The sequence below is a fragment of the Streptomyces sp. NPDC092045 genome, assembly GCF_044756005.1.
Taxonomy (GTDB): Bacteria; Actinomycetota; Actinomycetes; order Streptomycetales; family Streptomycetaceae; genus Streptomyces.
The window spans coordinates 15,136-40,964 of the sequence record NZ_JBIVSC010000019.1; the positions used below are offsets into that span (position 1 = coordinate 15,136).

Sequence of the window (25,829 nt, forward strand, 5' to 3'; positions counted from 1 at the left end):
GCGTGTATGAAAGCGGACCTACCGCAGTCGTCGTCGGCAGTCACACTCAGCCGACTGCCTCCTGTCGAATCCGAGGCTGTCATGACCGGACCGGTCCTCCAGGCCGCATGACTCAGCCTGTGACCCGAACCTGCATCCGACTCGCCGGGCTTCCGTCTCGGATACCGTGTTCCTCTATGGGGTGCCATAACGGATGCGGCGCCCCCCCCCCACCGGAGGTAATCAGCGTATGAGTTCAAAGCGCAGCAAGAATCCAGCCCTGCCCGTACTTGACGACGCGTTCCGACTCGAGTCGGTCAAGGACGCCGAAGAGTCCGTCCGTGACTTGGCCGCGCGGCTGGCCACCACCGAGCTGCGCCGCGTTTCCCACCCGGGCCGGGTCACCTGGGAGCCCACTGATCAGGCCGAGCCCGTTCCGGTCCCGCCGACTGTGGTCGACGGTGAGGGGGACCTGTGGCTGCGGGACCGGGGCACTGGCACCTGGACCATGCCCGAGTTCAACCCGAAGGAGTTCCCGGACCGCTGTGGCGAGGTTCTGACGTGGAACGAGCTCGCCTGCGAGTTCGGCCCGCTTACCGCACTGGCCGACGACCGCCGCATCGGCGGCGGCCGGCGTCGCTGACCGCGCAGCCTTCGCGCGGACCGCAGTGCAGAAATCATGTCTCGATCCTGCACTCCCCTGGGGTCAGGCAGACTCAGGAACGCCGGATACAGACCAGCCCGGGAATCGCCCTCAGCACCCCGCTGACTGTCCTCCACAGCCCCTGTTCCTGATGCGCTTCCCTGCCCAAGCGACCGAGGAGTCACGCAGGCTAAGCGTCTCTGCATGGCGGTGGCACCCGGCCTGCCGCTCCGTGGGGCGACCGCGCGGGAGACGACAGTGCACCACCACGGAGGAGGGCCGCGCGCAGTCACGCAGCCCTCGTCCGGTGCGTGTCCGTTGCCTCTGGGACGCCGGCCTGGCTTCCGCCGTTCGGGTCGCACGCTACCGAACTGTCGGCAAACGGAGCCGATCTGGGTGCCCGCAGTCGGAGGCTGGGAGGGTTAGGCCGGGGTGATGTTCTCCGCTTGGGGGCCCTTCTGGCCCTGCGTGACGTCGAACGTCACCATCTGGCCCTCCTGGAGCTCACGGAAGCCCGAGGAGTTGATCGCCGAGTAGTGGGCGAAGACGTCCGGGCCGCCGCCGTCCTGGGCGATGAAGCCGAAGCCCTTCTCCGCGTTGAACCACTTCACAGTTCCCGTAGCCATGTCCATGCCTTCCAGTCGATGAACGCCGCCCACACGGTTGCGGGAGGCGGAGGTGATCGCCCTGGTTCCTGCGGCACAGCACAGCAAAAAAGCCCAAGCTGGAGGCATGGGCAAAGGGAAGATCCGAACCACGACAGCTAACAAGGACAGTACGCGCCCGCACTCACTGTCACCACAGAAAACGCTTCCCGCTTCACGCCTCGCCCTGTGCGGGGGATCGGTGTCTGGCGGGCGCGCTGTTCTCAGGCTGCGGTCTGCGGCTTTGCCGTTTCGGCGGCGCGGCGGTATTCGGCGTTGATGCGCTGAGCCTCTTCGAGCTGGTCCTCAAGGACGATGATGCGGCAGGCGGCTTCGAGGGCGGTGCCCTGGTCGACGAGTTCACGGGCGCGGGCGGCGATGCGCAGCTGGTAGCGGGAGTAGCGGCGGTGGCCGCCCTCGGAGCGCAACGGGGTGATCAGCCGGTGCTCGCCCAGGGCCCGCAGGAAGGCGGGAGTGGTGCCGAGTATTTCGGCGGCCCGGCCCATGGTGTAGGCGGGATAGTCGTCGTCGTCGAGTCGGCCGTACGAGTCATCTGCTGTCATCTGCACCTCTCTCTGGAACGCGCGGAGGGGCCCTGGTGCCGTACTGGCACCAGGGCCCCGAAGGAACTACTACAGCACCTGCCGGCCCTGATACTGCGCCGGCCTTCTGTGTCCGCGTACCCGACCTGCTTGCTGTCGGGCGTGCGGGGATCGCGGTTGCTTGACCGGAGACCACCTCACTATCGATGTCCTGCGGTACCCGGACTCAAGTCTTCCGTCCGGGCGATCCTGACGGTGCTTCGTTCCTCCGTTCTTCCCTCGGTGATCAACTACCTACCACTGCGGTACTGCTGGTACTGCTCTACTGCGGGTACTGCTGGTGATGCGAACCGCTCAGTGACCTGTGACAGCGCCACTCTTCGGCAGCCAGCCCCGTTGCCCGTCCTGCGTCTGCTCTGGCTTGGAACCCCACTGCCGAACTTCCCGATGCGCGCGCCCGCAGCCGACGCCTTCACCAGGGGTACCGCTCCATTACTTCACTGCTGTGAACTGCGCACTCACGGGTACCGCACATGCCATGACCACGGTCCCGCGCGGCGGCCCCTGATCACTGCGGGCCACCTGGTCCGGCCGCCAGTCCCGTCGCCGTCCTGCAACAACCCTGGCTTCGAAACTCCGCCGCCGCACCGTCCTGCGAACTGCAACTACCTGTACTGCTGGTACTGCTTGCCGGCAGTTCGTCTCTGCCAGGCCTTGCTGTCCTTCTCGGCTACGGAAGAAACCATAGCCCTGCCACTGCCCAATGTCTACTGTGGCCGATACAGATTTTCGTGTGCCTGACGGTGAGGTAATCAGCTTCGGGCAATGACGCGGGCGGGGCGCAGGGCGGTCGCACCTGGTTGATCGCTGCTTCTCGGGGCAGATGCGGCGGGCGAGAGGACCGGGCATGAGTGATCCGCAGACCAGGGGGATCCGATGGAAACGACGAGCGTCGACATCGCGATCGACCACCCTGCGGGTTCCATCGCCCGGGCGCGTGACAGGGCCCGGTCCTTCCTCGACGGGCTCATGCCGGCGCTCGCGTCCTAGGCCGCCGACACCGTGGTCCTGGCGGTCTCGGAACTCGCCACCAATGCCCTGCGGCACGGCGGCGGCATCTGCGTCCTGGACCTGACCGCACACCGAGACAGCATCGAAGTGGCCGCAGGCGACCCCAGCCCCCAGGCCCCCCGCATGCGTACCCCCGACCTCGACGGCGGAACTGGAGGCTTCGGGTGGCCCATGGTCAACCACCTCGCCCGCGCCACCGCTGTGTCCCGCCACAGGGCCGGCGGCAAGACCGTAAGCGCCCTACTCCCCCGCCAAGGGTGTCCGCCAGTAGGTCATCGGACTCGTGGGCTTCGAGGGCGGGTGCTCCAGTGGTAGAGCGCCCAGGCGCATCGGACCATGCAACGGACCGTGATGACGGTGGCGGCCAGGGCGAGGAAGAACTTGACGGCCGCTTCCCCTCCGTTCGGTGCAACGTCGGCGCTTGCCGAAGTTGTTCATCCAGGAGTTCGTGCGCTCGACGACCCACCGCCCGTTGGTCTGGATCGGGGTTTTCGCGCCGCGCTGGGCGATACGGGCGTCGTTTCTTCGGCGGCGCGGCGGCCGACCGGATCGCCGCCGCCCTCGGCACTCCGAACCGGACCATTCACGGCGAGCCGGCGAACGTGACGGCGTTCGTGGTCCGCCGGTTCGTCGACCGCGGCCTCCTGTCCGACCTGAGCGCGAACCCGGACGGCACGCTGCACCATCCCGGCCAGGCCGAGGAGGTCTGCCGGCGCGAGGACCTGGCGGACCTGGTCGCCGCCGAGATCCCGCTCGGGCCGGACCAGGCCGCCGCCCGGCTCGGGGTGCGACCTGCCGAGTTCAACCACGTGGTCCGGCTCGGATGGGTCCGCCCCTCGCAGCCGATCGAGGTCCGCTTCGGCACCAGCCGGGCCGGGGCCGTCAACGTCGCGCTCTACACCACCGCGTCCCTCGACGCGGTGCCCGCCGAAACCCCGAGGTCGACTGGGAGCAGGTGCGCACCATGGAGAAGGGCCGGCGCTCCCCTCTCGCGGCGCTGCGCCCGCAGGCGGCGCCCGTACCGGCGTAGGTCTCCGAGGTCCGTACGCCCGCCCGCGTCCCGCAGCGCCCGGAAGGACAGTCTCGGACGCGGGCGTTCTTGCGTGCCGCTCACGCCTGTCCGGCCGCCGGCTCCCACAAGGGTCGGGCACGCCCGGTCCCGCTGCAGTGGAAGCACCGGCCGCCTCCCGGCGAGCTGCGGGCGCCGACGGTGCCGGCGGCGTGGCGGAAGAGCCGGATGAGGTCCGCGGTGTGCGCCTCGTGGAGCGGGAGCTCCTGCCGTCTGCCGAGCGTGACCTCCAGCGCGACGCCGGGGCCGGTGAAATGGGCCTGCATGCCCCCGGTGAGCGCACGGAGCGTCTCGTTCACCTCGCGCATCGACTCCGCGCCGGTCAGCTGCACCCGGGCCGCGAGGACGGTGTCGGCGACCGCGGCGAAGGACAGCAGCCCGGCCGGGCGGGCGAGTAGTCCGACGCGGCCCACAGGGTCGGGATGGGAGGCGGTGGTGAGGATGGCGACCTGCTCGTGCCGTACGTGCACCAACTGCCGCGCGGGAGCGGAAACCTGGGCCGCCCTCCGGCCGCGGGCTGAAGGCGGTCGCCCCACGACAAGGGCCGGCCGCACGCATCGGGGGAATTCCGCGTACGGCCGGCCAGGGGCGTTATCCAGGCACTCCACCACACTGCCTACCCCCACACCACCGGCCAAACCGACCACCACGACCAGGCGGGGATGCGCGGAGGCGGGCCGCCGACGAGGAGGCCCAGGACGCGAACGAGGCCGGGCGGGCCGGCGGCCCGTTCGACGGCCGACGCGAAACCAGGCCCCGCGGGGACTCGGCCACGGAACGAGCCGTATACGACTCGGCGCGGGCCGCGGCGAGCGCTTGGTCGTCCGCGCCGGTCAGCCGCAGGTCCTCGCGGACGGCCATCGCCCGGCAGTGCGCGGCAACGGCGGAGGCGAGCGCGGTGACTCCGGCGAGCGCACGGACGGTGCGGTGGTCCGCGCGGGCTTCGGCGCGGCCGGCGCCCCTGCACCCACCCCGGCAGCGTTGAGTGGACAAGCGCACGAGGGTCAGATGCGGATATCCGTATCTGCGCCGTCGTCAGGCTTCGGTCTGCGCCTGGAACCTTGCCAGCTCCGTTTCGTGCCTGGCCCCGTCCGGCTCGCACAGGCGATCCGTACGTACAGGCGGAGCGGGAAGGGAGAGGAGGGCGGCCCGGTGGTACTGCTCCCAGAGCGCGCTGGGCACCGGGCCTGGCCCGCGCACGTCATATCGGCGCGGGCTGCCCCGACCCTACCGGGGCGCGGGGAGGCGGCCGGTGGAGAAGGAAAGCCGGTCCCCGCGCGTGCGGGGAGCCGACAAGGGAGCCGTCCGCCCTACGTACGCCTTCGGATGCGTTCCCGCGCAGGCGGGGCGCAGAGGTCCGAGAATCTGCTCGGGACCGGAACTCGGGGCCGGCGCGCGGCAGGCAGAACTGGAGAGGGCGCGGGAGGTCATTCTCTCCGGCCACAACCTCGCCCGGCTCTTGAGGGCCCTGCCGAGGGGACCGCGGAGGACGACGTCGCGGCCTCCGCTCGCTACAGCCGCCTCTACGAAGAGCCCGTCGCGTTCGTGGACCTGATCGTCCCGGACGTCGAGGCCTGGCGCAGCACGGGTGTCCGGTTCCGCATCGACGACAGCGTGGATGTGGCGTACGCGAGGCGGCTCGCCGCCGGTCGGGACCAGAGCGAGAGACGGCGCTCGCCCCGGATCTCCCGCCCTCGCAGCTCTTGCATGCTCTATGCCATACCCCATAAGTTACCGACAGGTAGCTGATTCGTTGTCCGGGACCATGTCGTCGTCGGGAGGTGCTGGGCAGGTGAGTCCGCGCAGGAGTGAGAGCCGTGACCGGATGGTCCTCAGCGCCGCCGCGCTGCTGCGTGAGTACGGGGCGAGCGCGACCAGCATCGACCGGGTGCTCGCTCACAGCGGAGCCCCCCGGGGTTCGGTGTACCACCACTTCCCCGGCGGGCGGGCGCAGCTCATCGACGAGGCGGTGGCCTTGGCGGGGGACTTCATCGCGGGCCTGATCGATGCCGCGATGCAGGCGGACGATCCGGTGGAGGCGGTCGACGCGTTCTTCGCGCTGTGGCGCGACCGGCTCGTGGAGAGCGGTTTTCGGGCCGGGTGCCCGATCGTGGCGGTGGCCGTCGAGACCAACGACGACGCACCCCGGCTCGCCCGCTCCGCCGCCGTCGTCTTCGCTCGCTGGCAGGAAGCCCTCGCAGGACTCCTCGTCCGGCACGGGCTGCCAGAGGAGCGCAGCCGCCGGCTCGGCGCCTTCATCATCGCCGCGGTCGAAGGCGCGGTGATCATGTGCCGGGCCGAGCAGAGCACCGCCCCGATCGAGGCCGCCGCCGCCGAGATCCACGACCTGCTCCTCCACACCCTGCGCGACCGCCCGGGCACTGGGTCCGGGCCCCGGCCCAAGGCGTAGCTCGCAGACCTTGACCCACGTCAGATCAGTAACGAAGGAGTCGCCATGCCCTCGCTCGACCGCCACGACAACGTCTTCGTCCTCGACCTCGGAGACGGGGAGAACCGCTTCCACCCCGACTGGATCACCGCCGTCGGTGCCGCGCTCGACGAGGTGGAGAAGGCGGAGGGGCCCCGCGCCCTGGTCACCGCCGCCACGGGCAAGTTCTACTCCAACGGGCTCGACCTGGAGTGGCTGTTCGCCCACGCCGACCAGCACCAGGACTACGTCGTCTCCGTCCACGAGCTGTTCACACGGATGCTGTCGCTACCGGTGATCACCGTAGCCGCGCTGCAGGGGCACACCTTCGCCGCCGGCGCCATGTTCTCCCTGGCCCACGACTTCCGTGTCATGCGCGCCGACCGCGGCTACTGGTGCCTGCCCGAAGCGGACATCAACATCCCCTTCACCCCCGGCATGGCCGCCCTCATCCAGTCCCGCCTGGCGCCGCAGACCGCGCACACGGCCATGCTCACCGCCCGCCGCTACGGCGGCACCGACGCCGAGGCCGCCGGCATCGTCGACCAGGCCGTCGCCGAGGACGCCGTGCGCTCCACCGCGATCGAGATCGCCCAGGCACAGGTGCACAAGGCCGGCGACACCCTCGGAACCATCAAGGCCCGCATGTACGCCCCGGTCCTGGCCACCCTGCGCGACACTGTCGCCCCGCTCGGCTGAACCGGCACCTCACCGACCGCACCGCACCGCCCTCGGAAGCTTCGCCCGGGGGCGGACCGTCCCATCGTCCACCGCCCGAGGAGACAGGGCTGATGAGCGCCTACGAGGCGGCCAACCGAATCGTGGCAGGCTTTCCTTCGTCACTTCGACCTGGAGCACACCTTCCGCTTCTCGAAGCAGACCCTCAGACAGGCCACCCCGAAACTCCACACCCCCGAGGCGGCTGACCGCTGGACCGGGATCCTGATCGTCGCCCACCCCCAGCTCCGGCTCACCCGGCCCCTCGCTGCGGACCTCCGCCGACCCTGGGAGAAACCGACCACCTCCAACCGGCCCGGGCCCGCCGAGGGTTCTGGAACGTTCGCACCCACCTCGCCTGCCCGGTCCGTGTTCCCGAACCCCGAGGAGCCGGCCCCGGACGGCCAGCCGGCGCCAAGAACAAGCATCTGTCACCCCGCTACGACATCGGCAAGACGGTCAAACGCCCCGAGACCCTCAAGGCCATCGGCAAACCCGGCAGATCTCGGTAGATGAAGCACAAGCTCAGGGAGTGTCGTCCGGATCAGTGAAGACGCAGAACTCGTTCCCTTCGGGATCGGCCATCACATGCCAGTCGATCTCCTGGCCAGGTGCCCGCACCACTGTGGCACCCATGGCGACCAAGCGGTCGGGAACCCCCCACACGTCCAGGTGCATGCGGTTCTTGAACGTCTTCCGCTCTGACACCGGGTTGATCCAGATGAGCGGGCCGCTTCCCGTCTTGTCGACGATGGGCACCGGCCAGTGCTGTGGCCGCGCGCTGCCGTCGGCCATGACACTCCGCTCGTACCCGAGCGCCGCGCACCACCAGTCGGCGAGGGCCTGGTGGTCGACGGCATCCAGAGCCAAATCCTTGAAACGGGCCGGAGCCGCATTCTCGTTCTTCATACGCGTCATGGAAGCACCACGCGGGCGCGGACGCTCCGGAATCACCGCGCGGGCCAAAGGGCGCCACCTGTCTTCCCTCGCGGGATCGAGCCTGCTGCCCCACACCAGCGCTCCACCGACCAGGCCGAGCCTGTCCCGGGCCGCCAGGTCCGGGGCCTCGAGCATGTCGGCGACGTCCTCCAGATACGTGGTCAGCGTGTCCAGCTCGTCGCCGGACCCTTCGTTGTAGCGGGACCAGCGGCCCAGGTACTCGGTCGACGCGTCCAGGTACAGGCCCGAGGTGTGATCCGCCGGGCCGTAGGAGATCCACACGGTAACCGCAACCGGCGGGCGCCTCGGCGCGCCGACCAGCAGCTGCTTCCTGTCCGACCAGCCCACTGAGAAGGGGAGGGGCAGGGATGCTCTCGCCCCTGCCCCTCCCCTTCTCGCTGGCGCGTGCTACTCGGACCGGGAGGGCCGCTCCGAGGCCGACCAGAATCCCTCCACCTGGATGCCACGCCAGTTCGGCCAACGCATCCGCGTTGTCATCGGTAGACGGAGCACACTGCCAAGCCGCCTACGCGTACGCGAGGGCCTGATTCACCCATGGGGAGTGCAGCAGGGCGTCTTCGGCAGCCAGCGCACGCGGTCGGGCAGTCACCTGAACGGCGTACGCCAAGAGGGCCGGCAGCCATTCCTGTGCGTTCCGGGGAAAGGCCCCTTCCACCCCGGAACCGAGGAGAACCATGGGCATCAACGAAGAGATGCAGAACAAGGCAGAGCAGCTCAAGTACAGGGCAGAGCGGGCCAAGGAGAAGCTTCAAGGCACGCAGGATGAGGCGCAGCAGCGCGGCCAGAGCGAGCAGGAAAGGCTGCGGCAGCGCGAGGAGGAGGCGCGCCGGCGGGGGAACTTCGAAGACATCGAGGACTAGGCAGTGTCTTCAAGTGATGGACATGAGCCACGCTTCATACCCTGTTCCGTCGGTGGGCGGCGGACGGCACTTTCGACCGAATGCTCCAGGTCACCTGGGCCGGGACGGACGCGGCCGACACGATGCCGCGCCACTGCTTGAGGCGGTTGAAGCACCGTTTCATGACGTTGCGCTGCTTGTAGAACTGCTTGTTGAAGACTGGTGGACGCCCGCCTCGGCTGCCGCGGCAGAGCCGGTTGCGGATCTGGTCGGCCCGCTCGGGGACAGTGTGGCTGATACCGCGGCGTCGCAGCCAGGTCCGTATCGCGCGCGAGCTGTAACCCTTGTCGCCCAGTACGTGGGTGGGTCGCACTCGGGGACGGCCCGGGCCCGTGCGAGGCACCCGGATTGCCTCCATCACAGTGGTGAACTGAGTGCAGTCGTTGGTGTTGCCGCCTGTGAGCACAATGGCGAGCGGGCGCCCGAAGGCATCGCAGGCCAGGTGAATCTTGCTAGTCAGGCTGCCTCGAGAGCGTCCGGGCGCGGGGCTGCGGCGCCCCCTTTTCGGGCCCCGGCGGCATGCTGGTGGGCGCGTACGACGGTGGAGTCAACCGACACCAGCCAGTCGACCCCTCCCGCCGCGTCCGCCCGGGCCTGAGCGGCCTGAAGCATCCGCTCGAAGGTGCCGTCCAGGGCCCACCGGCGAAAGCGGGTGTGCAACGTGTGCCAAGGGCCGTACCGCTCAGGCACATCCCGCCAGGCCGTGACTGTCCGGAACTTCCACACGATGCCGTTGAGCACGGTTCGATCGTCCGACCGCTTCCGCCCACGCAAGGACTCGGGCAACAGAGGGCGGAGGAACTCCCATTCCTCATCGGACAGTTCATGTCGACGTATCACCCGACCATGATCCATCATTCAAGATCAATTGAAGACACGACCTAGGCACCCCAGTGCTCCAGCGGGGGCCGTGCCGGACACCAGTGGGCACAGACCGCCTACGTATCTCGCGCTCTTGTGTCGGCTCCTTGATCAGCACATAGCCAAAGGCGTTGCGGCAGGTGGGGCCCTAGAGGTTGTCCCGTAAATGATCTGAGGCATGCAGGCTGACCTGCTTGTTTGCCTGTCATCCGGTGAGGGTGAGGTTGTACAGGCGGGCGATGCCGAGCATGGCGTGGTGGACGCCGTCGCCCTTGAGGCGGCAGTCGCGGAGGACCTTCCAGCTCTTCATGCGGGCGAAGGTGTGCTCGACGCGGGCCCGCACCTTGCGGTGGGAGGCGTTGTGCTCCTCCTTCCAGGTCGGCAGTTCCTCGTCCTTGTGCCGGTGGTAGTGCGGGATGGCCAGCCCGGTGCCCCGGTAGCCGCCGTCGGCGATCACCGTGGGGGCGGTGCCGACGGCGGCCTTCGCGCCGGATTCCTCCCAGGCCCCGCAGTCGTTGCGGTTGCCGGGCAGCGGCCTGCCGATGGCGACCACGAGGCGGGTGTCGGCGTCGATGACGACCTGGTGGTTGGTGGAGTAGCGGTAGTTCTTGCTGGAGGCGGCCACGGCCCGGTCGCGGGTGGGGACCGGCGTGCCGTTCACGAGGAGCACGGTGTCCTTACGGAACCGCCGCCGGGGTTGGAGGGCGAGAGCCGGCCCAAGGTGGGCGACGATCCGGTCGGCCGCCGACTTCGAGACGCCGAACAGGGAGCGAGTTGACGCAGGGTGAGATTGGTACGCCAGTATGCGGCCACCAGCAGCACCCGGTCCTCCAACGGCAGCGACCACGGCCGACCCTTGCGGACCGGATCAGCCCCCTCACGCCGCAGCGCGGTGATCAACTTGTTGAACTGCCAAGGGCTCAGCCCGGTGAACGGACCTATCCACGAGGGCTCCGACGCCGTGATCACACCAGCCACCGCAAGATCATCTCATCTCTGGCCAGCAGTTACGGGACAACCTCTATCGCGCGCCCCGAAGGACATCGCGCCTTCGGGGCGCGCACCGCCAACAACCCGCGTGTACGTGGACACGCCGCAAAAAGCCCGGATTGTGATCGTGTTACGAGCTCTACGCAGAACAGTCGATGACTTTGGGCGGCGATAGGAGTCTGATGGAGGACACCTGATCTCTGGAGGCCGCCTTATGGCTGAACCACACGTTTCGGAAACTCGGAAAGCTCTGGAACGGGCGATCCACGCCGAGCGGTTGGCGCTCGCTCAAGACCTCACCGAACTCAGCGAGGCCCAGTGGGCGAAGGCATCACTGTGTGAACGCTGGACGGTGGAGGAGGTCGTGGCCCATCTGACGGCAGGAGCCAGTACGGGGATGTGGCGCTGGCTGCTGAGCATGCTGGCCGCGCGGTTCGACCCCGACCTGCACAACGACCGACGACTTGCACAGCACCGTGGTGCCACACCTGAAGAGACCTTGCGGCGATTTCGCGCGGTGGTCGCCGGGCCCGCCGGGCCGACAGGACACACTGCGGCCTGGCTGGGCGAAATAGTCGTCCACGGCGAGGACATCCGTCGGCCGTTGGGACTCGTGCGGACACCCCCGGCGGCCACGACGACCGCCGTGGCCCGGTTCTTCGCCAGCCGTGATTTCACTGTCGCGAGCAAGACCGCGATCGCGGGCTTGCGGCTCGAAGCCACCGACGGACCGTTCACCACCGGCTCGGGGGATCTGCTCCGGGGGCCGACCCTCTCGCTGGTGATGGGGATGGCGGGCCGCGCAGCGGCCTGCCAGGACCTGGAAGGGGACGGTGCGGCAGTCCTGCGCGCCCGACTGCGCTCAGGTTAAAGACCAAGCTGGGAGATCGTTTACACCCGTATCGGTCCCTTATCGACAGTTTTTCGGAGTGCTGAGTGAGTCTTTCCGTCCTGGCTCTGAGGGGCGATAAGGCCTGGTCAGTCGGGGTGGTGACGTGGCAGAGCCCCCGGTCGTCGGCCGTGTTGATTCCCCCCAACACGGCCGACAGTCCGAGGCCCTGAAGGTTTCCGTATCCTGCCACGCTCGACGTCCCGCACGAGCTGGCCGAACATGCTTCCTGGCTGATCTGCGCTCAAAGGCGTGAACTGAACTCGCCGTGGAGACGGCTCGGTTGCTTCAAGCAGGCTCTCCTCACGCTGGCCCACCTGCGGAAGAATGAAACGTTTACCCAGCTCGCGGCCGGCTTCGGCGTCTCGAACACGACTGCCTGGAGCTACGTCGACGAGACCCTCGATGCCCTCGCGGCGTGGGCGCCGGACTTGCACGAGGCCTTGACCGGACTGGGCGAAGGCGATCACGTGATCGTCGACGGCACGCTGATCCCCACCGACCGCATCGCCGCCGGCGAACCGTACTACTCCATGAAGCACCGCCGGTACGGCATGAATGTGCAGGTCATCGCCCGTCCTGACGGCACACCCCTGTGGTTCTCCTGTGCGACACCCGGGCGGACCCACGATCTGACCGCGGCCCGGGCCCACAGCGTCGTACAGGCTTGTCTGACCCGGCAGATCCCCGTCCTCGCGGACCGCGCCTACCAGGGCGCAGGCGCCACCGTCCGCACCCCGTACAAGAACCACAGTGAACAGCCCGAGCACTACCAGCAGTTCAACCGCGACCACGCCCGACTCAGAGCACCCGGCGAACGCGCCTTCGCACAGCTCAAATCCTGGCGCATCCTCCGCCGAGCCCGATGCTCCACCCGCCGCATCAGCACCATCGTCCAAGCTGTCCACACCCTGCCGACCCGTGGCTATTCAGGATGAGAGAGGCTCAGTGATGGAGTCGGCGGCAACACCGTCTTCTACCAGGCCCATGGTGTACTACCTCAGCGCCACCGATCCGATACCGGACCGGTTCGACATAACCTGGAACAGTTCGAGTGGCGGCAGCCTGTTCGGTGCCAGCCTATAACATCCTATAGGGTGAGACCGGGGGCATGTCGCATATCTGATACGTCCTCGGTCCAAGCCTTCGATCAAAATGTGAAGAGAATGTGGATCGAGCGAATAGCTGAGGCCACGCACTGGGAGCCGCTTCGGCTCGATATTCCCTGGAACGACGTCGAGGAAGATCTTGGTACACCACTGCCCGAGGATTACAAGAAGCTTGCCGAGACGTTCAGCAAGGGCGAATTCTCGGAGTTCTTGCGTGTTTTCACCGTCGATGCCACGAGACAGTTCGACCTGGTCAAGATCTGGAAAAAATTTCTCGATGGCGGCCCGGAGAGCGGCCCCGATCCCGCCTTCAAACCCTATCGGATGTACCGCCCAGGTCAACGCGGCCTCATTCCTTGGGCGTTCGGTGAGATGAATTGCAGCTATTTCTGGCTGGCGTCCGCGGATGAGGATCCGGCAAGCTGGCCCATCGTCACACAGGGAGATCCGTATCCTTGGCACGAAGTGAACATGTACACTTCCGAGTTCGTCTGCCGAGTGCTGACCGATCCCGATTTCGAGCCGTTCTCGATCGCGAGGCTGTTTCCGAGGCCCGACTTCTATCCGATGGACTGAGTGGCCACCGCCCCACGCCCGACGTGAGTCCCCCGTGACGGCCCGCGCACATTACTGAGGGCCGTCGCCTTCTGCAACCGTCCAGTCGACCACGTCGTCACAGCCCTGCCGGCCGCTGCTGTTATGAACGTGATCGGTGGCGTCGTCAACGCCAAACCGAGGGAGGACCAAGTGCGAGTGGTGGTCTTCCTTCCCGACATCGTCACCACGACGACCGGTCCGTGGCCTGCCGCGTACGGTTCGGCGGAGTTCCTCAGAGTATGGGCTCAGCAGCTCAGCTTCCGGTTACTGAAGTAGCCGGAACTCGGCCAGCCAGCTCAGGCGAGTAACACCCGCCTGCGCAACAGACTGAAGCCCTCGCGGCCGAACATTTGGCGCTTGATCATCTTGATCCGGTTGACACGGAGCCGTTTTCATCCTGAATAGTTGCAGGTCAGCAGGCGTGGAGCGTGTGTGCAATCATCGGCATGCTGGGACAGCTCATTGGATCAAGTCGGTGTGCGGATGCTCGGGGGAGATCGGGCAGACGTAGATCTGCATGTTGTCGGTACTGCCCACTTCCACCCTCGTCGGCTGAGAGGGGTTCTTGCCCGCGTAGTAAGAGCTGGCGGCGTTTGCCTGGTCTTCTTGCGGCACCCAGCCTTCGTCGCCGTCCCACTCGAAGGAAGCGATCGTCAGCAGCGGGACCATCTGTGCCTCGCACACGGCGCAGTACCGCGGGATCGGATCGGTGCGGCCCCACGGGGGCCAGCCTCCGACCTTCCAGCCGGGTGCGTTGCCCAGGTGGGTGGAGTAGAAGTAGCGCGGATGCGCCGCGTAGGAGCTGTCCACGTCGGCGCCGCCTGCCTGCCACCTGTTCCAGTCCTCCAGCATCTCCTGCAGTTCCGGGCTCAGGTCGAGGCTGTTGGGGTATTCGGTGATCGCTTCCGGGGCCAGCAGGCATGGCTCTGGTACGTAGCCCGGGTAGTCCGCCTCGTACGGTTCCGGTGGTGTGACGAGGACGTCGCCGACGTCCGCGGACGACCGCCAGAACAGTGCGGTCGCCGGCTTGTAGTTCGGCTCGTGTTCGTACGGGCACCAGAGGATCTGGAGCAGGTCGGCCTGCCCGGGCGGCCGCAACAGGAGTACGTCGCGCAGGAACAGCTGAGCCACGGGCAGCATCGGGACCGGGCATTCCGCCGGGCCGGGAGGGCCGGCTTCGAGCCGTTCGGCGAGCCACGCGGCATTGCGCTCCTTGAGCGCCTCCTCCTCGGCTGTGAGCGTAGGAGCCGGGCCGTCAGGGCTCCACCGGGAAGCCAAGATGCGGCGGAGCCGCACTTCGGTCGGCGACTGGCGGAATCCGGTGTCTACGTGCAGGTGGACGTCTTCGCAGTGCGGCCAGGGCTCGTCGGCCGGCCACAGCAACGGCCCGCCGACCGAACTGTCACTGACCGACGGCGACCCCGGACGCGGATGCAGCCGTATCGCCGGGCGCGCCAGCGGCACGAGCTCAGGGAAGACCGCTGTCACCTCGACAGGCCGCGGCGGAGTAGTACGTACGAAACCCATACCAGTGATCTTGTCACCAGCCACCGACAACGGCGCCGACCCACCCTGCACCCAAGGGCAGGCCCACCATACGAAAGGCTCGACCGAGGCCAACTACAACGCTGAAGGCCCGATCACGCAAGGGCCCGCACGATAGTGCCTGTGACAACACAGTGCCGAGGCGGAATCATCTGACTTGGGGTCCGTCTGCGTGGGTGCGGGGAGCAGTTCCAGCGCTTGTCCTTGGACATCCTTCCTGCGAGCAGGTGTCCAGCCGCACTCGCGTGGCCGAGACGTACGCCTCCTGGTGTCACTTGGCCCGGCGGGCGGTCCGCAGACACCGGAAGGTCTTTACAGCCGCCCAGGCGATGAGGACGTTGAGGGCGGCGCCGCCGACGAGGTAGAGCATGGAACCGTACGGGTTGACAGTCTCAGCACTGCCGCTGCCGGTGAGTGCACCGAGAGGCAGGACGAGAAAGGTCGTGATGAAGAGGGAGCCCGGAAAGGACAGGAAGAACAGGACGGCCTGGGTTGAGTCGCTGTGGACTCCGGCCATCCCGCGGGCCGCGGTCACCGCCGCGATGCACCCGACGTAGGCGCAGGCGAGCACGGTGGCCTTCCGGCCGGCACGGACAGTGTGCTGAGTACTCACGACAGGTCGCCACCATTCTCCAGAGGGCCGGAAAGGGGATACCCGGCATGCGGCCGTCCGCCCCTCGCCACAACACAGGGAGCGGGCAGTCGTGCCACCCCCAGGAACAAATTATTGAACATGTTCAACTGTAATGCCATAGGAGGATCGTCACTGCTCGCACCAAGCTCCTGGCAACGTCCTCGGGCGCGGCGAGAAACCCCGGCCATCCGACGGGTACGAGCCCTCACCTGTGCGGAGCACAGGTGAGGGCTCGGCGCCGCCCGCCCCCAACACCCGGACGACGGGGACCGTAGAACAGTTCCGCCGTCCCTGGCCGGTGTCCTGCTGGCGAAGCAACCGCAGATGTCTCACATGTACTCGAAGTACCGGTCGTTCCAGTACGCCACCCCCACGTCGCCCTCGTCGTCGGTCACCTCCTCGACGGCCAGCAGCGCCGCGATCAGTTCCTTGTCTCTGTGCGCTTCCAGGAACGACGGTCCGTCATAGCGCTCCCGGAGCAGCTCGGTCGGGACGAAGGTGCAGCCCGCAGCCGTGCAGATGTCGTCGAACCACGTCACGAGTTCCTGAGTCAGGGCCGTCTCGCTGCTGGGAGCAGCCTCGTCGACCACCACTCTCGCGGTGATGAAGTAGGTGCCGAAGTTGCTCATCGCGGCACGCAGGGGCCGGCCGAGACCCGACGCGTCCGCCGGGACGTCGATGACGCCGTAGAAGCTGGCGTCCTGAGCCAGGCCGCTTGTGCAGGATGGCCCGAAGCGCTCCTCCAAGGCACTCACGAGCCGGGCGAAGCTTTCCCGTGAAGTGTTCAGGTCGAAATCGGCAGGTCGCTCCAGGTGGCGCGGGTCGTCGTGCTCCAAGAGGAACCGGCGGATCTGGTTCAGAGGGGGCACGCTGTGGCCTTTCGTCAGTCCTGGTGCCGGGAGGTGTCATAAGCACGCAGTCCGGGTCCGCTACCCAGCCGCGTGAACCGGTGAGGCCGGCTCACGCGGCATGCGCCCTGCTGTTCCAGGATGTTCAGGCCCGTCCACCGCGGCCGCCAACAGCCCCGCCCTGCGATGTGCCGCCTCTACACGACAACGGGCCGCTTCAGGATGCACCACGTCATGTCATCCACCAGACCACCGAGCACCACTTCATGTCAGTGGCCAACCGTCACCGCAGGCCAAGGAGCTGCGAGAACTTGCCTCTCTTGACCACCCGTCACTGATTCCTAGTGGCGCCTGTCAAGCCACGAAGGTCGTCGGTGGCGTGAGCTCGTAGCACCGTCCGTCGCGGAGAAGGGCCCAGAGGACGTTGACCCGGCGGCGGGCGAGGGCAAGGACGGCTTGGGTGTGCCGCTTGCCCTCAGCTCGCTTGCGATCGTAGAACCGGCGTGACTCGTCGCTCCGTCGGATGCTGAACAGCGCGGAGGTGTAGAGGACGCGTTGGAGCCGTCGGTTGTAGCGTTGTGGGCGTCGCAGGTTGCCGCTGATCTTTCCGGAGTCGCGTGGGACCGGTGCGACGCCGCCGAAGCCGGCAAGGCGGTCGGGGGTCCCGAAGATGGACATGTCGCCGCCGGTGGCGGCCAGGAACTCGGCACCGAGGATGATGCCGAGGCCGGGCATGCTGGTAATCACCTCGAAGTGCCGGTGGTCGCGAAACCGGGCCTCAATGAGCTTGTCGACCTCGGCGATCTGTTCGTTGAGGGTCGACACCTCCCTGGCCAGGGTGTGCACCATCTGAGCGGTCAGCTTCTCGCCGGGCAGGCTGGTGTGCTGGCGTTCGACCGCTTCGACCGCGGTCTCGGCCAGCTGGTTCGCGCGGAGAACCTTGCGGTTGCGCAGCCAGGTCTCCAGGCGTCTGGCGCCGAGCCGGTGAATCGCTGCGGGGGTCTGGTAGCCGGTCAGCAGAGTCAGCGGACTCTTGTTGGTGAGGTCCAGGGCCCGTTCCAGGCCGGGGAAGATCCCGGTCAGCTGGGTCCTCAGCCGGTTGATGGTGCGGGTGCGGTCGGCGACCAGGTCCATGCGCCGACCGGTGAGGATCTTGAGGTCGGTGACGGTTTCATCGCTGGGGCGCAAGAGGTGCAGATCGCGGCGGATGCGGGTCTGGTCGACGATGAGGGCGGCGTCCTTGGCGTCGGTCTTGCCTTCACCGCGGTAGCTCTCGGAGGCCCGGTGGATGGCGCGGCCGGAGATGTAGTGCACCAGCTGGTCGTGGTTGAGGAGGATGCCTATGGCCAGGGCGGCTCCGCCGTCAGCCAGGTCGATTCTCCAAGTCACCTCGTCACCCAGGGCCATGACATCGGTGATGAGCTCGAGAAGTTCGGGCTCGTCGTTGGCGACGCGCCGCGACAGCAGCCGGCGGCCGCTCTCATCGATCGCGACGCAGTGGTGGTGGGTCTTGCCTGCGTCGATGCCGGCCCAGATCGCGGCCATCATGCCTCCGTGCGGTGGGGTGTGCTGGTGCCTCCTGACGGACGACCTCGCTGTCGATTCCCTACGGAGCGATCATTCGCAATTCCTCATTGGCAGCCGAGTCGTCGTGGGGTGCCGGGCGGCCAATCAGTGGAAGCCACAAGCGGCAGAGCCTTTTGAACCACACCCGGCACCCCTGGGCAGGAGAGCCGTACGAAGGGTTCGCCCTGTCTCGCAGACAACGTAGGGAGCCTTTTTCATCCTGAATGGCTGCAGGTCAGCAGGGTGTGGACGGCCTGGACGATGGTGCCGATGCGGCGGGTGGAGCATCTGGCCCGGCGGAGGATCCGCCAGGACTTGAGCTGTGCGAAGGCGCGTTCGCCGGGGGCTCGGAGCCTGGCGTGGTCGCGATTGAACTGCTGATAGTGCTCCGGTTGTTCGCGGTGGTGGTAGTACGGGGTGCGGACGGTGGAGCCGGCGCCCTGATAGGCACGGTCGGCGAGAACGAGGACCCCTCTGGTGAGGCAGGCCTGGACGATGCCGTGGGCCCGGGCCGCGGTCAGGTCGTGGGCGCGGCCCGGTGTCGCACGCGAGAACCACAGCGGTGTGCCGTCGGGACGAGCGATGGCCTGCACGTTCATCCCATGCTTGCGATGTTTCATGGAGTAGTACGGTTCGTCGGCGGCGATGCGGTCAATGGGGATCAGGGTGCCGTCGACGATCACGTGGTCGCCCTCGCCCAGGCCGGTCAGGGCCTCGTGCAGGCCCGGGGCCCACGCCGCGAGGACGTCGAGGGTCTCGTCGACGTAGCGCCAGGCTGTGGCTGTCGAGAGGCCGAAGTCGACTGCCAGGGCGGGCAGCGGCTCGTTCTTCCGCAGGTGCACCAGGACGAGCAGGGCCTGGCGGAAGCAGCCTGGCTTCCGCCACCGCGAGCGACGTTCACACCTTCGTGCGTAGATCAGCCAGGAAACGTGCTCGACCAGCTCATGCGGGACGTCGACCATGGCACGATACGGGACCAAGCGAGGCTCCTCGGACGATGCGTGGTGCGTAGAGAACACCACCGCAACGACCAGGAGCCTCGCCTCGTTACACACCCCCGCTGAGCTGCCACTTCTCCCCCACAGAGACAGGATGAAAACGGCTTACTTACGTGTTTTGGCCTTTGGTTTCTCAGGTCAGCGCATTGCTCGTCCACACGTTGTTTTTCTGCGATCCCTCAGGTGATGGGCATCGCTCCCTCGGAACGGCACTGATGCCCTGCCGCGACGTTCGATGCGGCAGCCGCCAGCCCGATTACCCGCGAGGAAGCATGTTCGCCCGCGTCGCCCTTCCCTCGCCTTCCCGTAACTTCGCGGATTCAGAGCGGATCGTGCCCCCAGTTCATCAGTGAGTAGCGCCACGGGGTGTCCGTGACGTCACCCTTCGGTCGCTGTTTCAAGTGTCGGTGAACGTATCCGGTGACCTTGCGCATGTGGGCGATGTCATCGTCGTCGAAGTCGCCCTTCTTGGTGCGCAGGAGATCGACGATGCGTCGTCCGGAAGCATGACCGACGCTCTCACCACCGTCCTTGCTCTGCCCTACTTTTTTCGATTCTTCGGTCTCCAGCCATTTTTCCAGCTTGCCGGCGGTCATGTTGACCGCTTCTTTGAAATTGCTGATAATTTCGTCCCGGTCGCCGCCTTGCTTGGTCATGATCTCTTTCCCTTTTTGCGCAATGCACTGGGCTTATGAACCGCGGAACGCCCGGTTTTTTCGCTCTTTACCTCGTACTGCGGTTCCTCTTTCGAAGCTTCAACGGTGCGCCCTGCGGCTTCTGTGCGCTCGGTGATCTCGCGCCTGACCTTTCCGGGGACAGTCTGCCCGTGGCTCTTCCACGTGACTTCGTCTCCTTTCTCGACCTTCTTCCCCTTGGACATCTTTCTCTCCTCGTCTGTGAAGCCGAGTGGCGGTGAGGTGGACTGCCGGATTCGCGAGCGTGTGACTCGGATCAAAGCGATGAAGAGGGCGGCGGTGAGAGCCGCCCTGAACGTGCGAGGACTGACTGCGGGTGGCTTGTATGCCTGTTCAGGGCTGGGTACGGGCCTGTTCGGCCGCCTGGTCGGCAGCGGCCTTTTCGGTTGCGGCCCGGGCCGTACTGAGACCGCCTCCGCTGTTTTCCAGGTGCGCGCGGACGAACCACTGGAAGAGTTCGAGGCCTCGCAGTTGCTCGATGAGCATGTCTTGGGTGACCGGGTCCGAGGTTTCCGTGGCCTGCATGGCCGCACGGTGATCCTTGATGATCTCGGTGTAGACGAGATCGAGGGCGCCCAGGTGCTCGATGGCTTCGGCGCGGCCGATGGAGTAGTCGTTCCAGGTCCGGTCGGCGACCAGGGCTCCGGGGGTGCCGTGCGGTTCGCCTCCCAGGGTGGAGATTCGCTCGGCGAGGTCGTCGGTCATGGACCGGACCTCGTCGACCTGCGGGTCGATCATTTCGTGCACGGCGATGAAGTGCGGGCCGACGACGTTCCAGTGGACATGCTTGAGCGTCAGGGCGAGATCGTTCAACGAGTGCAGGCGCATCTGGAGGAGGCTGATGATGTTGTTGCTGTCCTGGGGGGACACGCCCGGGACGGTGTAGCGCGGAGCGGACTCGGAGGTCATGGCTGTGCCTTTCTCCTGTTGACAGAGGGAGGACGTCCCCTGAGGCAGGCAATCACCGAACCTTTTCCGGTGCCTGTCGAAGACAGCCATGTGGGCCGGCTCTCTGCAGGGAGCGATCGGCGGGGACGGAGTCTTTCCGACTTGGACACCGGTGGGACGAGCTGTCCCGGCAGAGTGTCAGGAGGCGAGGCGGCCGGTTGCGGATCCGCTGGTCGCAGGCCTGCCGTTCAGCGGTCTGTTCTCGTGTAAGCATGCCCTTGACCAGCGAAGACACAAGGTGGGAGAGGACTCGTGGGTGGAAACGACGGTAGGCCCTTCCCACAGAGGAGCACGGGAGGATGTCGGCTCTTGCGGCCCGAGCACGAACAGCCGGCGGCATGAGCACGCGTGTTCTTGTTTGTGCCCGAGCGGGGTGCTTACGGCATAAGAACTGCTATCGGAATGACTTCAGGCGTCGCCAGCAGATGAGTGAGCAAGCGAGGCTGAGGAACGCTTCGTGGATGTCGTCGCGTACTTCCCAGCGGATCCGCAGCCGGCGGAACCGGTGCAGGTGGGCAAAGGTCCGCTCGACGACCCAGCGGTTGGTGCCCGGGCCCGATCCATGGGGGACTCCGCGTCGGACGATGACTGGTTTGACGCCCAGGGCCCAGGCGAGTCGCCGGTACTTGTCGTGGTCGTAGCCGCGGTCGCCCAGCACGGTGTCGGGCCGGCGGCGGGGACGGCCGCGTTTGCCCCGGACCGGCGGGACGGCCTGCAGGAGGGAAATGAACTGCGTGACGTCGTTGCGGTTGCCACCGGTCAGGGTGGCGGCAAGCGGAATGCCCGTGGCGTCGGTGATCAGGTGGTGCTTGCTGCCGTTTCTGCCCCAGTCAACAGGGCTTCGTCCTGTCTTGGAGCCCCTTTTAACGCGCGTATGTGAGAGCCGTCGACCACGGCGCGGGAGAAGTCCAGAGCGTCCGCTCCGCGAAGACGCGCGAGGAGGGTCTTGTGCAGCCGCGGCCAGACGCCGGCTCCGGTCCACTCCACCAGGCGGCGCCAGCAGGTCATGCCCGACCCGAAGCCCAGTTCCTGTGGAAGGTGTTCCCAGGCGATCCCGGTGTGCAGCACGAACAGAATGCCCTGGAACACCAGCCGGTCCGGATGCCGCTTCCGCCCCGGATGACGAGCCTGACGCTCCACCCTCGGCAGGAGCGGCTCGATCACGGCCCACAGCTCATCATCGACTTCCCACGGCTTCCGCCGAGCCACCCGGCACCCCCAGATCAACACTCAGAGGGCCATCCAACCAGCTCGGAGATCATTTCGTTAGGGGTTGTAAGTCCACTTGAGGTCAGGAAAGTTTCACCGAGTCCTTCATCATCCGGCTGGTCCGTTGCAGCCTTCGGCTCTTGTCGGCCGTGCAGGTCGTATGCATACTCTGAGCGCATCCGCCAGCACATCGGCAAGGCACGGCGTGCGGACGACCTCCTTACACGGTCGATCATTTCCAAGCCCTTCCATCACGGAATCGAAACCCCAAGGCGTGAACGAGGGCGAAGACCAGGTCCTCCGCCAGTGGGTCGCATTCAGCCGACAGGACCGTTCTGAGCGCCACCGGGTCCGGCTGAAGGCCCGCCCTCAGAGCCCAAACTGTGGCCCGCTCGCCTGCTTCGGCCGAGTCACCGATCCACTCACCGGGCAGTCCGTAATCCTGTGCCATCTCTGGGGACAGAGCACATTGCCATGACAGGCCATCGGGGCTTCCTGCCTGAACTGTCACGAAGTCGCTGTCGACCACATGAGCAACCAGCACAGAAGCGCGAGTCTCATCGACAATCGAAAGGTCCGTATCCGTAATGGGGCACACCTGCAGGATCTGCCACTCGCCATCATGCGCCCACCACAACGGAATGCAGTCCAAGGCCCGCATCGCCGCCAGCTCCGTCAGCGGCCGTGCGGCTCGCGCGACGATGAAAGACCCTGAGAACCCCATGACCGGGAACCATAGCCGCAGCCTCCGACATCGTCGGTTACCCCGCCAAGGCCGGGTGGCAAGCTACTAGAACACCGTGGATGACGTGAAGCCGAACAGGTCGGCGAGCGCGAACAGCCCGAGAGCCACGCCGCCACCCAGCACGGGAAGAGCGAGGGCCAGCAGAAGAACCAGTCCGGTGGCGAACTGCGCAGCGTTGCGGCGTCGCAACTGATTGACGCCCGGGTTTCGCGGATCGTAGACGATTTCTTCCTCGTCACGCCCTCCGTTCGTCCCTCGGTACGCGCACATGGACCCTTCAGCGTCCGTGAACAGGTAGACATACAGCGCGTTTGGATCTCCCGCATCCACCGAACCTGAATTCTTACGCTGTCCATCCACCGTGATCCCCCGCGCGGCCAGGATCCAGCCCTCGCTGACGGGCTTCCAGCCGAGTGCGGTCAGGCTGACTCCTCCGCCGACCAGCATTGGGACGCACAGCCAAAAACAGGCCCCCAACCAGGATTGGGTGGTCAGCAGCGCTGCCAGTACCAAGAAGAACGCGACGACGGTGGCCACGTCACGCCGGACGGCTGGCAGCCCCGAGCGGTCCAAAGATTCGACCCTTACCAGTGACTTTCCGTGAAAGCCCATTTCTGCCTTGTCGCGTACCGGCAGTGCCTCTTGCAGCACGGCAGCGAAGCATTTTACCGAGGTGGGGCTGAGCGAAGTGAATCGGTAGATCTGCGCCGTATCCGGCTCTTGCGCCGTCAGGACGACGACGAGCGTATGGTTGCGGGGCCCGCGTACCTCCACGCGCTCGATCGCCGCCACGGGTATGCAACGGACTTCCCGTCTCGACCGCAGCAGCAGCTCTCCCGAGCGCAGCCGGGCCCGCTGCCCGAAGATTCCGCGAAGTACCAGCGGGGAGGAGATCGTTGAGGTCACCGCCCCACTGTAGGGGCGCCCCACGGGTCTCGGCTTCTACTTTCCCTGAAAGAGCGTTTTGGCCTGGCAAAGGCGTTTGGTAACTGGCACGATGCCAGCCGCTTGGAGCCCGGGCTGGCATGTGAGGATCCGCCTGTGGAGTGTGATGTGTGCGGGCGGTCGATGTGGCGGTGGCCGATGGCGCCGACGGTCTGGGAAGAGGAGATCTGGTCCTGCTTGTGGTGTCACGCCGCCACCCATGTGGGCGGCGAGTGGTTCGAGATTTCGCGACCGCCGTATCTGCCCTTGGGGATGCGCTGGGAGAAGGCCGTCGCGGATGGCCTCACCGCTGGCGTCTCCCATGCCTTCGGCATCTTCGACAGGACACTGTGCGGCATTCAGGAAGCCGGCATGTCACCGTCCGACCACTGGTGGCTGCCGGAACGAGAAGATGCGTGCGGCGCCTGTCGGGAAGCGGCGGATGTCATTGATGACCGCTGGCCACAGGCGATGAGGGGAGAGAACGCGCGGGTCAGCGTGGCCCGGCGGCTATGAGTACTTCCAGTTCGGAGTCGACTCTCGGGTGAGCCTGCGGCTCATCAGGTCGATCATCGCGAGGTGGATCATCGCTTCCTCTCGTGTTCCTCCTGTCTTAGCTCAGCAACGAGGTCGGCCTCGGCCAAGGTGAAGTCTTTTGAAGCCTTGGCCGAGGCCGATCATGTCTCTGACCGCATGGATAGGGTCGAGACATACCGTCCAAAAAAGCAGCCGCATGGCGACCGAGATCGTGATCGCGCAGACGACCATCGACGACGAGGAGAAGGCGAAGGCCCTGGCGCTGGGGGCCGTTGAGGCTCGCGTGGCCGCCTGTGCGCACATCGACCCGACCTTCACCGCGGTCTACCGCTGGAAGGGCAGCATCGAGACCGCTCAGGAGTGGCGCATCTCGTACAAGACGACGACGAGCCGGCTCCCCGAACTGGCCGCGTGGGTGGCCGAGAAGCACTCGTACGAGGTCCCGGAGTGGATCACCCTCCCCGTGAGCGGCGGGTCGGAGGCGTACCTGTCCTGGGTGGTCGAGGAGACTACGCCGGCTTAAGAAAGAAAGTTCGAGCCCTGGGCCTGTCGGCGTGCCGAGGCCCAAGGGCTCAGGCCGCGAGCTGTCGCAGGTGGTGGGCCAGCTCCCGTTGATCGCTGGGGAGCGATCCTGCGATGGCGAGTGCGCGTTCCCTGCCCATCGTGGTGGACTTGGCTTGGGCGGCGGCCGCGAACTTCCTGGCGACGTCGACCCCTTGATCCACGTCGCCTCCGCGCAGGAGAGCCATGGCGAGGTCGCCGAGGACGACCACGCCTCCGTCTGGCAGGTCATCCCCCAGCCGGGCGAGTGCGCCGTCCGCCGTGGTGGTCAGCTCCGACCGCTGCAGCTGGCCGTACACCGAGAGGGCCAGCGAGTCCATTCGGTAAGGGGTTACGAAGCGGACCCACGCCTGCTCGCTGGTGTGGTCCGCGAAATCGTAGGCGAACTACGCCTGTTCCAAGGCATGGAGGGCCTGGGTGTCATCGCCGAGCTGTGCCGCCTCTTCGGCGTACCTCCCGTGTACCCACGCGGCGGCAGCTGCGTTGCCGCGGCCCCATACGTCTTGAGCTGCCTGACGCAAGTACCTCAACTTGTTCACGGGATCGTGATCGCCGTAGCTGGCGTACGCGAGTGCCAGGGCACGCAGTGGCGGGTGGCCAGCAGTTGTCGCGCACTTCTCGGTGACCTTGTAGTAGGCATCCGCCTTCGCGTGCTCACCCAGGTCCCACGCCACCCAGCCGGCGAGAGCCGCTGTTTCTCCGGCGGCGATGGTGAGGGCGCGTTCGTGCCGGCCGGCTTGGGAGAGGACCGCAGTGATCGCATCGAGGTGCGCTTCGACCTTGTACTGGAGGTGGCGTGGGCTCAGGTTGAGCTCCTGGAGGTGCAGATCGGCGGCACAGTCGATCAGAGTGGCCGTGGACGCCTCGTCGACTCTGCTTCCTCGCTGGAGAACAGCGGCCAGCCGCTGCCAGGGTTCGGCAGCCGCACTCGCGCCGATGAGGGCGCCCTCCAGCACTGTGCGGCGCTTCATGTCATCCGGATCCTCTTCGTCGTGGCGGCGTGCCTTCCTTCCCCGAGCACGGGCGGCCTTGGCCTCCCGCTGTAACTCATCGAAGGGGACACCGCAGACCACCGCAATGTGTCCGAGCGTGTGGTTCGTAGGGATGTTCTCGGACTGCTCCCAGCGGCTGATCTCGCGGCGGGTCACAGTGAACCTTTTTCATCCTGCCTCTGAAGGGCTATAAGCACTGGTCAGCCGGGGTGGTGACGTGACAGAGCCC

At 66.7% G+C, this 25,829-nt stretch carries 28 protein-coding genes and 6 pseudogenes; 12 read left to right on the plus strand and 22 right to left on the minus strand.

Features of this window, described 5'->3' with window-relative positions; genetic code table 11:
• The first annotated feature begins 229 nt into the window (after positions 1-229).
• Positions 230-622 (plus strand): hypothetical protein, encoded by a 393-nt coding sequence (locus ACIQKA_RS29035; protein WP_383578626.1) that lies wholly within the window; start codon positions 230-232, stop codon positions 620-622.
• Positions 623-1,044: 422 nt separating this feature from the next.
• Here the strand turns inward: ACIQKA_RS29035 and ACIQKA_RS29040 are convergent, their stop codons facing one another.
• Both ACIQKA_RS29040 and ACIQKA_RS29045 read right to left on the minus strand, forming a co-directional pair.
• Positions 1,045-1,248, minus strand: a complete 204-nt coding sequence (locus ACIQKA_RS29040) for a cold-shock protein (protein WP_043231285.1) — start codon at positions 1,246-1,248, stop codon at positions 1,045-1,047.
• 242 nt (positions 1,249-1,490) lie between these two features.
• The gene (locus ACIQKA_RS29045) at positions 1,491-1,829 is read right to left on the minus strand and encodes a MerR family transcriptional regulator (protein WP_402542878.1); all 339 of its coding nucleotides are present in this window, start codon (positions 1,827-1,829) and stop codon (positions 1,491-1,493) included.
• 915 nt (positions 1,830-2,744) lie between these two features.
• Here ACIQKA_RS29045 and ACIQKA_RS29050 point away from each other — a divergent pair.
• Positions 2,745-3,131, plus strand: a pseudogene (locus tag ACIQKA_RS29050) (ATP-binding protein); the annotation flags it as partial.
• Between the two features lie 20 nt (positions 3,132-3,151).
• Here the strand turns inward: ACIQKA_RS29050 and ACIQKA_RS29055 are convergent.
• The 3 genes and pseudogenes from ACIQKA_RS29055 to ACIQKA_RS29065 form a co-directional block, all read right to left on the minus strand.
• A pseudogene (locus ACIQKA_RS29055) lies at positions 3,152-3,407 on the minus strand (transposase); the annotation flags it as partial.
• Positions 3,314-3,688: a hypothetical protein gene (locus ACIQKA_RS29060; RefSeq protein WP_402542879.1), complete on the minus strand. Its 375-nt coding sequence runs from the start codon at positions 3,686-3,688 to the stop codon at positions 3,314-3,316. The pseudogene ACIQKA_RS29055 and the gene ACIQKA_RS29060, both read right to left, overlap by 94 nt.
• Positions 3,689-3,989: 301 nt before the next feature.
• Positions 3,990-4,418, minus strand: a complete 429-nt coding sequence (locus ACIQKA_RS29065; protein ID WP_402542932.1) for a hypothetical protein — start codon at positions 4,416-4,418, stop codon at positions 3,990-3,992.
• Between the two features lie 1,322 nt (positions 4,419-5,740).
• On the opposite strand from ACIQKA_RS29065, the gene ACIQKA_RS29070 reads away from it, so the two are divergent.
• The 3 genes and pseudogenes from ACIQKA_RS29070 to ACIQKA_RS29080 form a co-directional block, all read left to right on the plus strand.
• On the plus strand, positions 5,741-6,358 hold the full coding sequence (locus ACIQKA_RS29070) for a TetR/AcrR family transcriptional regulator (protein WP_402542880.1): 618 nt from the start codon (positions 5,741-5,743) through the stop codon (positions 6,356-6,358).
• A gap of 45 nt (positions 6,359-6,403) precedes the next feature.
• The gene (locus tag ACIQKA_RS29075; protein WP_391097086.1) at positions 6,404-7,075 is read left to right on the plus strand and encodes an enoyl-CoA hydratase-related protein; all 672 of its coding nucleotides are present in this window, start codon (positions 6,404-6,406) and stop codon (positions 7,073-7,075) included.
• 123 nt (positions 7,076-7,198) lie between these two features.
• Positions 7,199-7,605 (plus strand): annotated as a pseudogene (locus ACIQKA_RS29080) (transposase); the annotation flags it as partial.
• A 13-nt stretch (positions 7,606-7,618) separates the two neighbouring features.
• On the opposite strand, the gene ACIQKA_RS29085 reads toward ACIQKA_RS29080, so the two are convergent.
• On the minus strand, positions 7,619-8,380 hold the full coding sequence (locus ACIQKA_RS29085; protein ID WP_402542881.1) for a VOC family protein: 762 nt from the start codon (positions 8,378-8,380) through the stop codon (positions 7,619-7,621).
• A gap of 347 nt (positions 8,381-8,727) precedes the next feature.
• Between ACIQKA_RS29085 and ACIQKA_RS29090 the strand changes: the two genes are divergently transcribed.
• Positions 8,728-8,913, plus strand: coding sequence for a hypothetical protein (locus ACIQKA_RS29090; protein ID WP_402542882.1), 186 nt, complete (start codon positions 8,728-8,730; stop codon positions 8,911-8,913).
• Positions 8,914-9,028: 115 nt separating this feature from the next.
• Here ACIQKA_RS29090 and ACIQKA_RS29095 read toward each other — a convergent pair.
• Together ACIQKA_RS29095 and ACIQKA_RS29100 are read right to left on the minus strand one after the other, a co-directional pair.
• A pseudogene (locus ACIQKA_RS29095) lies at positions 9,029-9,792 on the minus strand (IS5 family transposase); the annotation flags it as partial.
• A 226-nt stretch (positions 9,793-10,018) separates the two neighbouring features.
• Positions 10,019-10,791, minus strand: a pseudogene (locus ACIQKA_RS29100) (transposase).
• A gap of 226 nt (positions 10,792-11,017) precedes the next feature.
• On the opposite strand from ACIQKA_RS29100, the gene ACIQKA_RS29105 reads away from it, so the two are divergent.
• The 4 genes from ACIQKA_RS29105 (at position 11,018) to ACIQKA_RS29120 (ending at position 13,674) form a co-directional block, all read left to right on the plus strand.
• Positions 11,018-11,674 carry a maleylpyruvate isomerase family mycothiol-dependent enzyme gene (locus ACIQKA_RS29105; RefSeq protein ID WP_402542883.1) on the plus strand — a complete coding sequence of 219 codons (657 nt, stop codon included), beginning with the start codon at positions 11,018-11,020 and terminating at the stop codon, positions 11,672-11,674.
• A gap of 230 nt (positions 11,675-11,904) precedes the next feature.
• Positions 11,905-12,630: a transposase family protein gene (locus ACIQKA_RS29110; protein WP_402542933.1), complete on the plus strand. Its 726-nt coding sequence runs from the start codon at positions 11,905-11,907 to the stop codon at positions 12,628-12,630.
• A 228-nt stretch (positions 12,631-12,858) separates the two neighbouring features.
• Entirely contained in the window at positions 12,859-13,377 is a 519-nt protein-coding gene (locus tag ACIQKA_RS29115; protein WP_402542884.1) for a hypothetical protein, read from the plus strand.
• A 54-nt stretch (positions 13,378-13,431) separates the two neighbouring features.
• Positions 13,432-13,674: a DUF6368 family protein gene (locus ACIQKA_RS29120; protein WP_391097256.1), complete on the plus strand. Its 243-nt coding sequence runs from the start codon at positions 13,432-13,434 to the stop codon at positions 13,672-13,674.
• Positions 13,675-13,857: 183 nt separating this feature from the next.
• Here ACIQKA_RS29120 and ACIQKA_RS29125 read toward each other — a convergent pair whose 3' ends face one another.
• The 11 genes from ACIQKA_RS29125 to ACIQKA_RS29175 all read right to left on the minus strand — a co-directional run bounded on the left by ACIQKA_RS29125 (position 13,858) and on the right by ACIQKA_RS29175 (position 23,492).
• A complete protein-coding gene (locus ACIQKA_RS29125) occupies positions 13,858-14,925 on the minus strand; it encodes a hypothetical protein (protein WP_402542885.1) in 1,068 nt (355 codons plus the stop codon).
• A 289-nt stretch (positions 14,926-15,214) separates the two neighbouring features.
• Positions 15,215-15,556, minus strand: a complete 342-nt coding sequence (locus tag ACIQKA_RS29130) for a hypothetical protein (protein WP_391097246.1) — start codon at positions 15,554-15,556, stop codon at positions 15,215-15,217.
• A 350-nt stretch (positions 15,557-15,906) separates the two neighbouring features.
• Positions 15,907-16,446: a hypothetical protein gene (locus ACIQKA_RS29135; protein WP_402542886.1), complete on the minus strand. Its 540-nt coding sequence runs from the start codon at positions 16,444-16,446 to the stop codon at positions 15,907-15,909.
• Positions 16,447-16,779: 333 nt separating this feature from the next.
• Positions 16,780-17,970: an IS110 family transposase gene (locus ACIQKA_RS29140; protein WP_402542887.1), complete on the minus strand. Its 1,191-nt coding sequence runs from the start codon at positions 17,968-17,970 to the stop codon at positions 16,780-16,782.
• 236 nt (positions 17,971-18,206) lie between these two features.
• Positions 18,207-18,953 (minus strand): transposase family protein, encoded by a 747-nt coding sequence (locus ACIQKA_RS29145; protein ID WP_402542934.1) that lies wholly within the window; start codon positions 18,951-18,953, stop codon positions 18,207-18,209.
• A gap of 356 nt (positions 18,954-19,309) precedes the next feature.
• Entirely contained in the window at positions 19,310-19,645 is a 336-nt protein-coding gene (locus tag ACIQKA_RS29150) for a DUF3140 domain-containing protein (protein ID WP_383447778.1), read from the minus strand.
• Positions 19,642-19,869 (minus strand): HVA1 family protein, encoded by a 228-nt coding sequence (locus ACIQKA_RS29155; RefSeq protein ID WP_391097138.1) that lies wholly within the window; start codon positions 19,867-19,869, stop codon positions 19,642-19,644. Before ACIQKA_RS29155 ends, ACIQKA_RS29150 begins: the two co-directional genes overlap by 4 nt.
• Before the next feature lie 148 nt (positions 19,870-20,017).
• Positions 20,018-20,593 carry a Dps family protein gene (locus tag ACIQKA_RS29160; RefSeq protein ID WP_383432199.1) on the minus strand — a complete coding sequence of 192 codons (576 nt, stop codon included), beginning with the start codon at positions 20,591-20,593 and terminating at the stop codon, positions 20,018-20,020.
• Positions 20,594-21,026: 433 nt separating this feature from the next.
• Positions 21,027-21,841, minus strand: a protein-coding gene (locus tag ACIQKA_RS29165) for an IS5 family transposase (protein ID WP_402542888.1) whose coding sequence is annotated in 2 segments (ribosomal slippage) — positions 21,027-21,499 and positions 21,499-21,841 — 816 coding nt in all. Because the reading frame shifts where the segments join, the coding sequence is not laid out codon by codon here.
• 232 nt (positions 21,842-22,073) lie between these two features.
• Entirely contained in the window at positions 22,074-22,565 is a 492-nt protein-coding gene (locus ACIQKA_RS29170) for a hypothetical protein (protein WP_383447774.1), read from the minus strand.
• 66 nt (positions 22,566-22,631) lie between these two features.
• The gene (locus ACIQKA_RS29175) at positions 22,632-23,492 is read right to left on the minus strand and encodes a hypothetical protein (RefSeq protein WP_402542889.1); all 861 of its coding nucleotides are present in this window, start codon (positions 23,490-23,492) and stop codon (positions 22,632-22,634) included.
• Between the two features lie 177 nt (positions 23,493-23,669).
• On the opposite strand from ACIQKA_RS29175, the gene ACIQKA_RS29180 reads away from it, so the two are divergent.
• A complete protein-coding gene (locus ACIQKA_RS29180; protein WP_402542890.1) occupies positions 23,670-24,026 on the plus strand; it encodes a hypothetical protein in 357 nt (118 codons plus the stop codon).
• Here ACIQKA_RS29180 and ACIQKA_RS29185 read toward each other — a convergent pair.
• Positions 24,021-24,110 (minus strand): annotated as a pseudogene (locus ACIQKA_RS29185) (IS5/IS1182 family transposase); the annotation flags it as partial. The gene ACIQKA_RS29180 and the pseudogene ACIQKA_RS29185 sit on opposite strands and share 6 nt — an antisense overlap.
• A 133-nt stretch (positions 24,111-24,243) precedes the next feature.
• On the opposite strand from ACIQKA_RS29185, the gene cutA reads away from it, so the two are divergent.
• Positions 24,244-24,570, plus strand: coding sequence for a divalent-cation tolerance protein CutA (gene cutA / locus ACIQKA_RS29190; protein WP_402542891.1), 327 nt, complete (start codon positions 24,244-24,246; stop codon positions 24,568-24,570).
• A gap of 49 nt (positions 24,571-24,619) precedes the next feature.
• Here the strand turns inward: cutA and ACIQKA_RS29195 are convergent, their stop codons facing one another.
• Positions 24,620-24,907: a hypothetical protein gene (locus ACIQKA_RS29195; protein ID WP_402542892.1), complete on the minus strand. Its 288-nt coding sequence runs from the start codon at positions 24,905-24,907 to the stop codon at positions 24,620-24,622.
• 87 nt (positions 24,908-24,994) lie between these two features.
• Complete coding sequence (locus ACIQKA_RS29200) at positions 24,995-25,756, minus strand: hypothetical protein (protein WP_391097132.1); 762 nt, start codon at positions 25,754-25,756, stop codon at positions 24,995-24,997.
• Positions 25,757-25,829 lie beyond the last annotated feature (73 nt).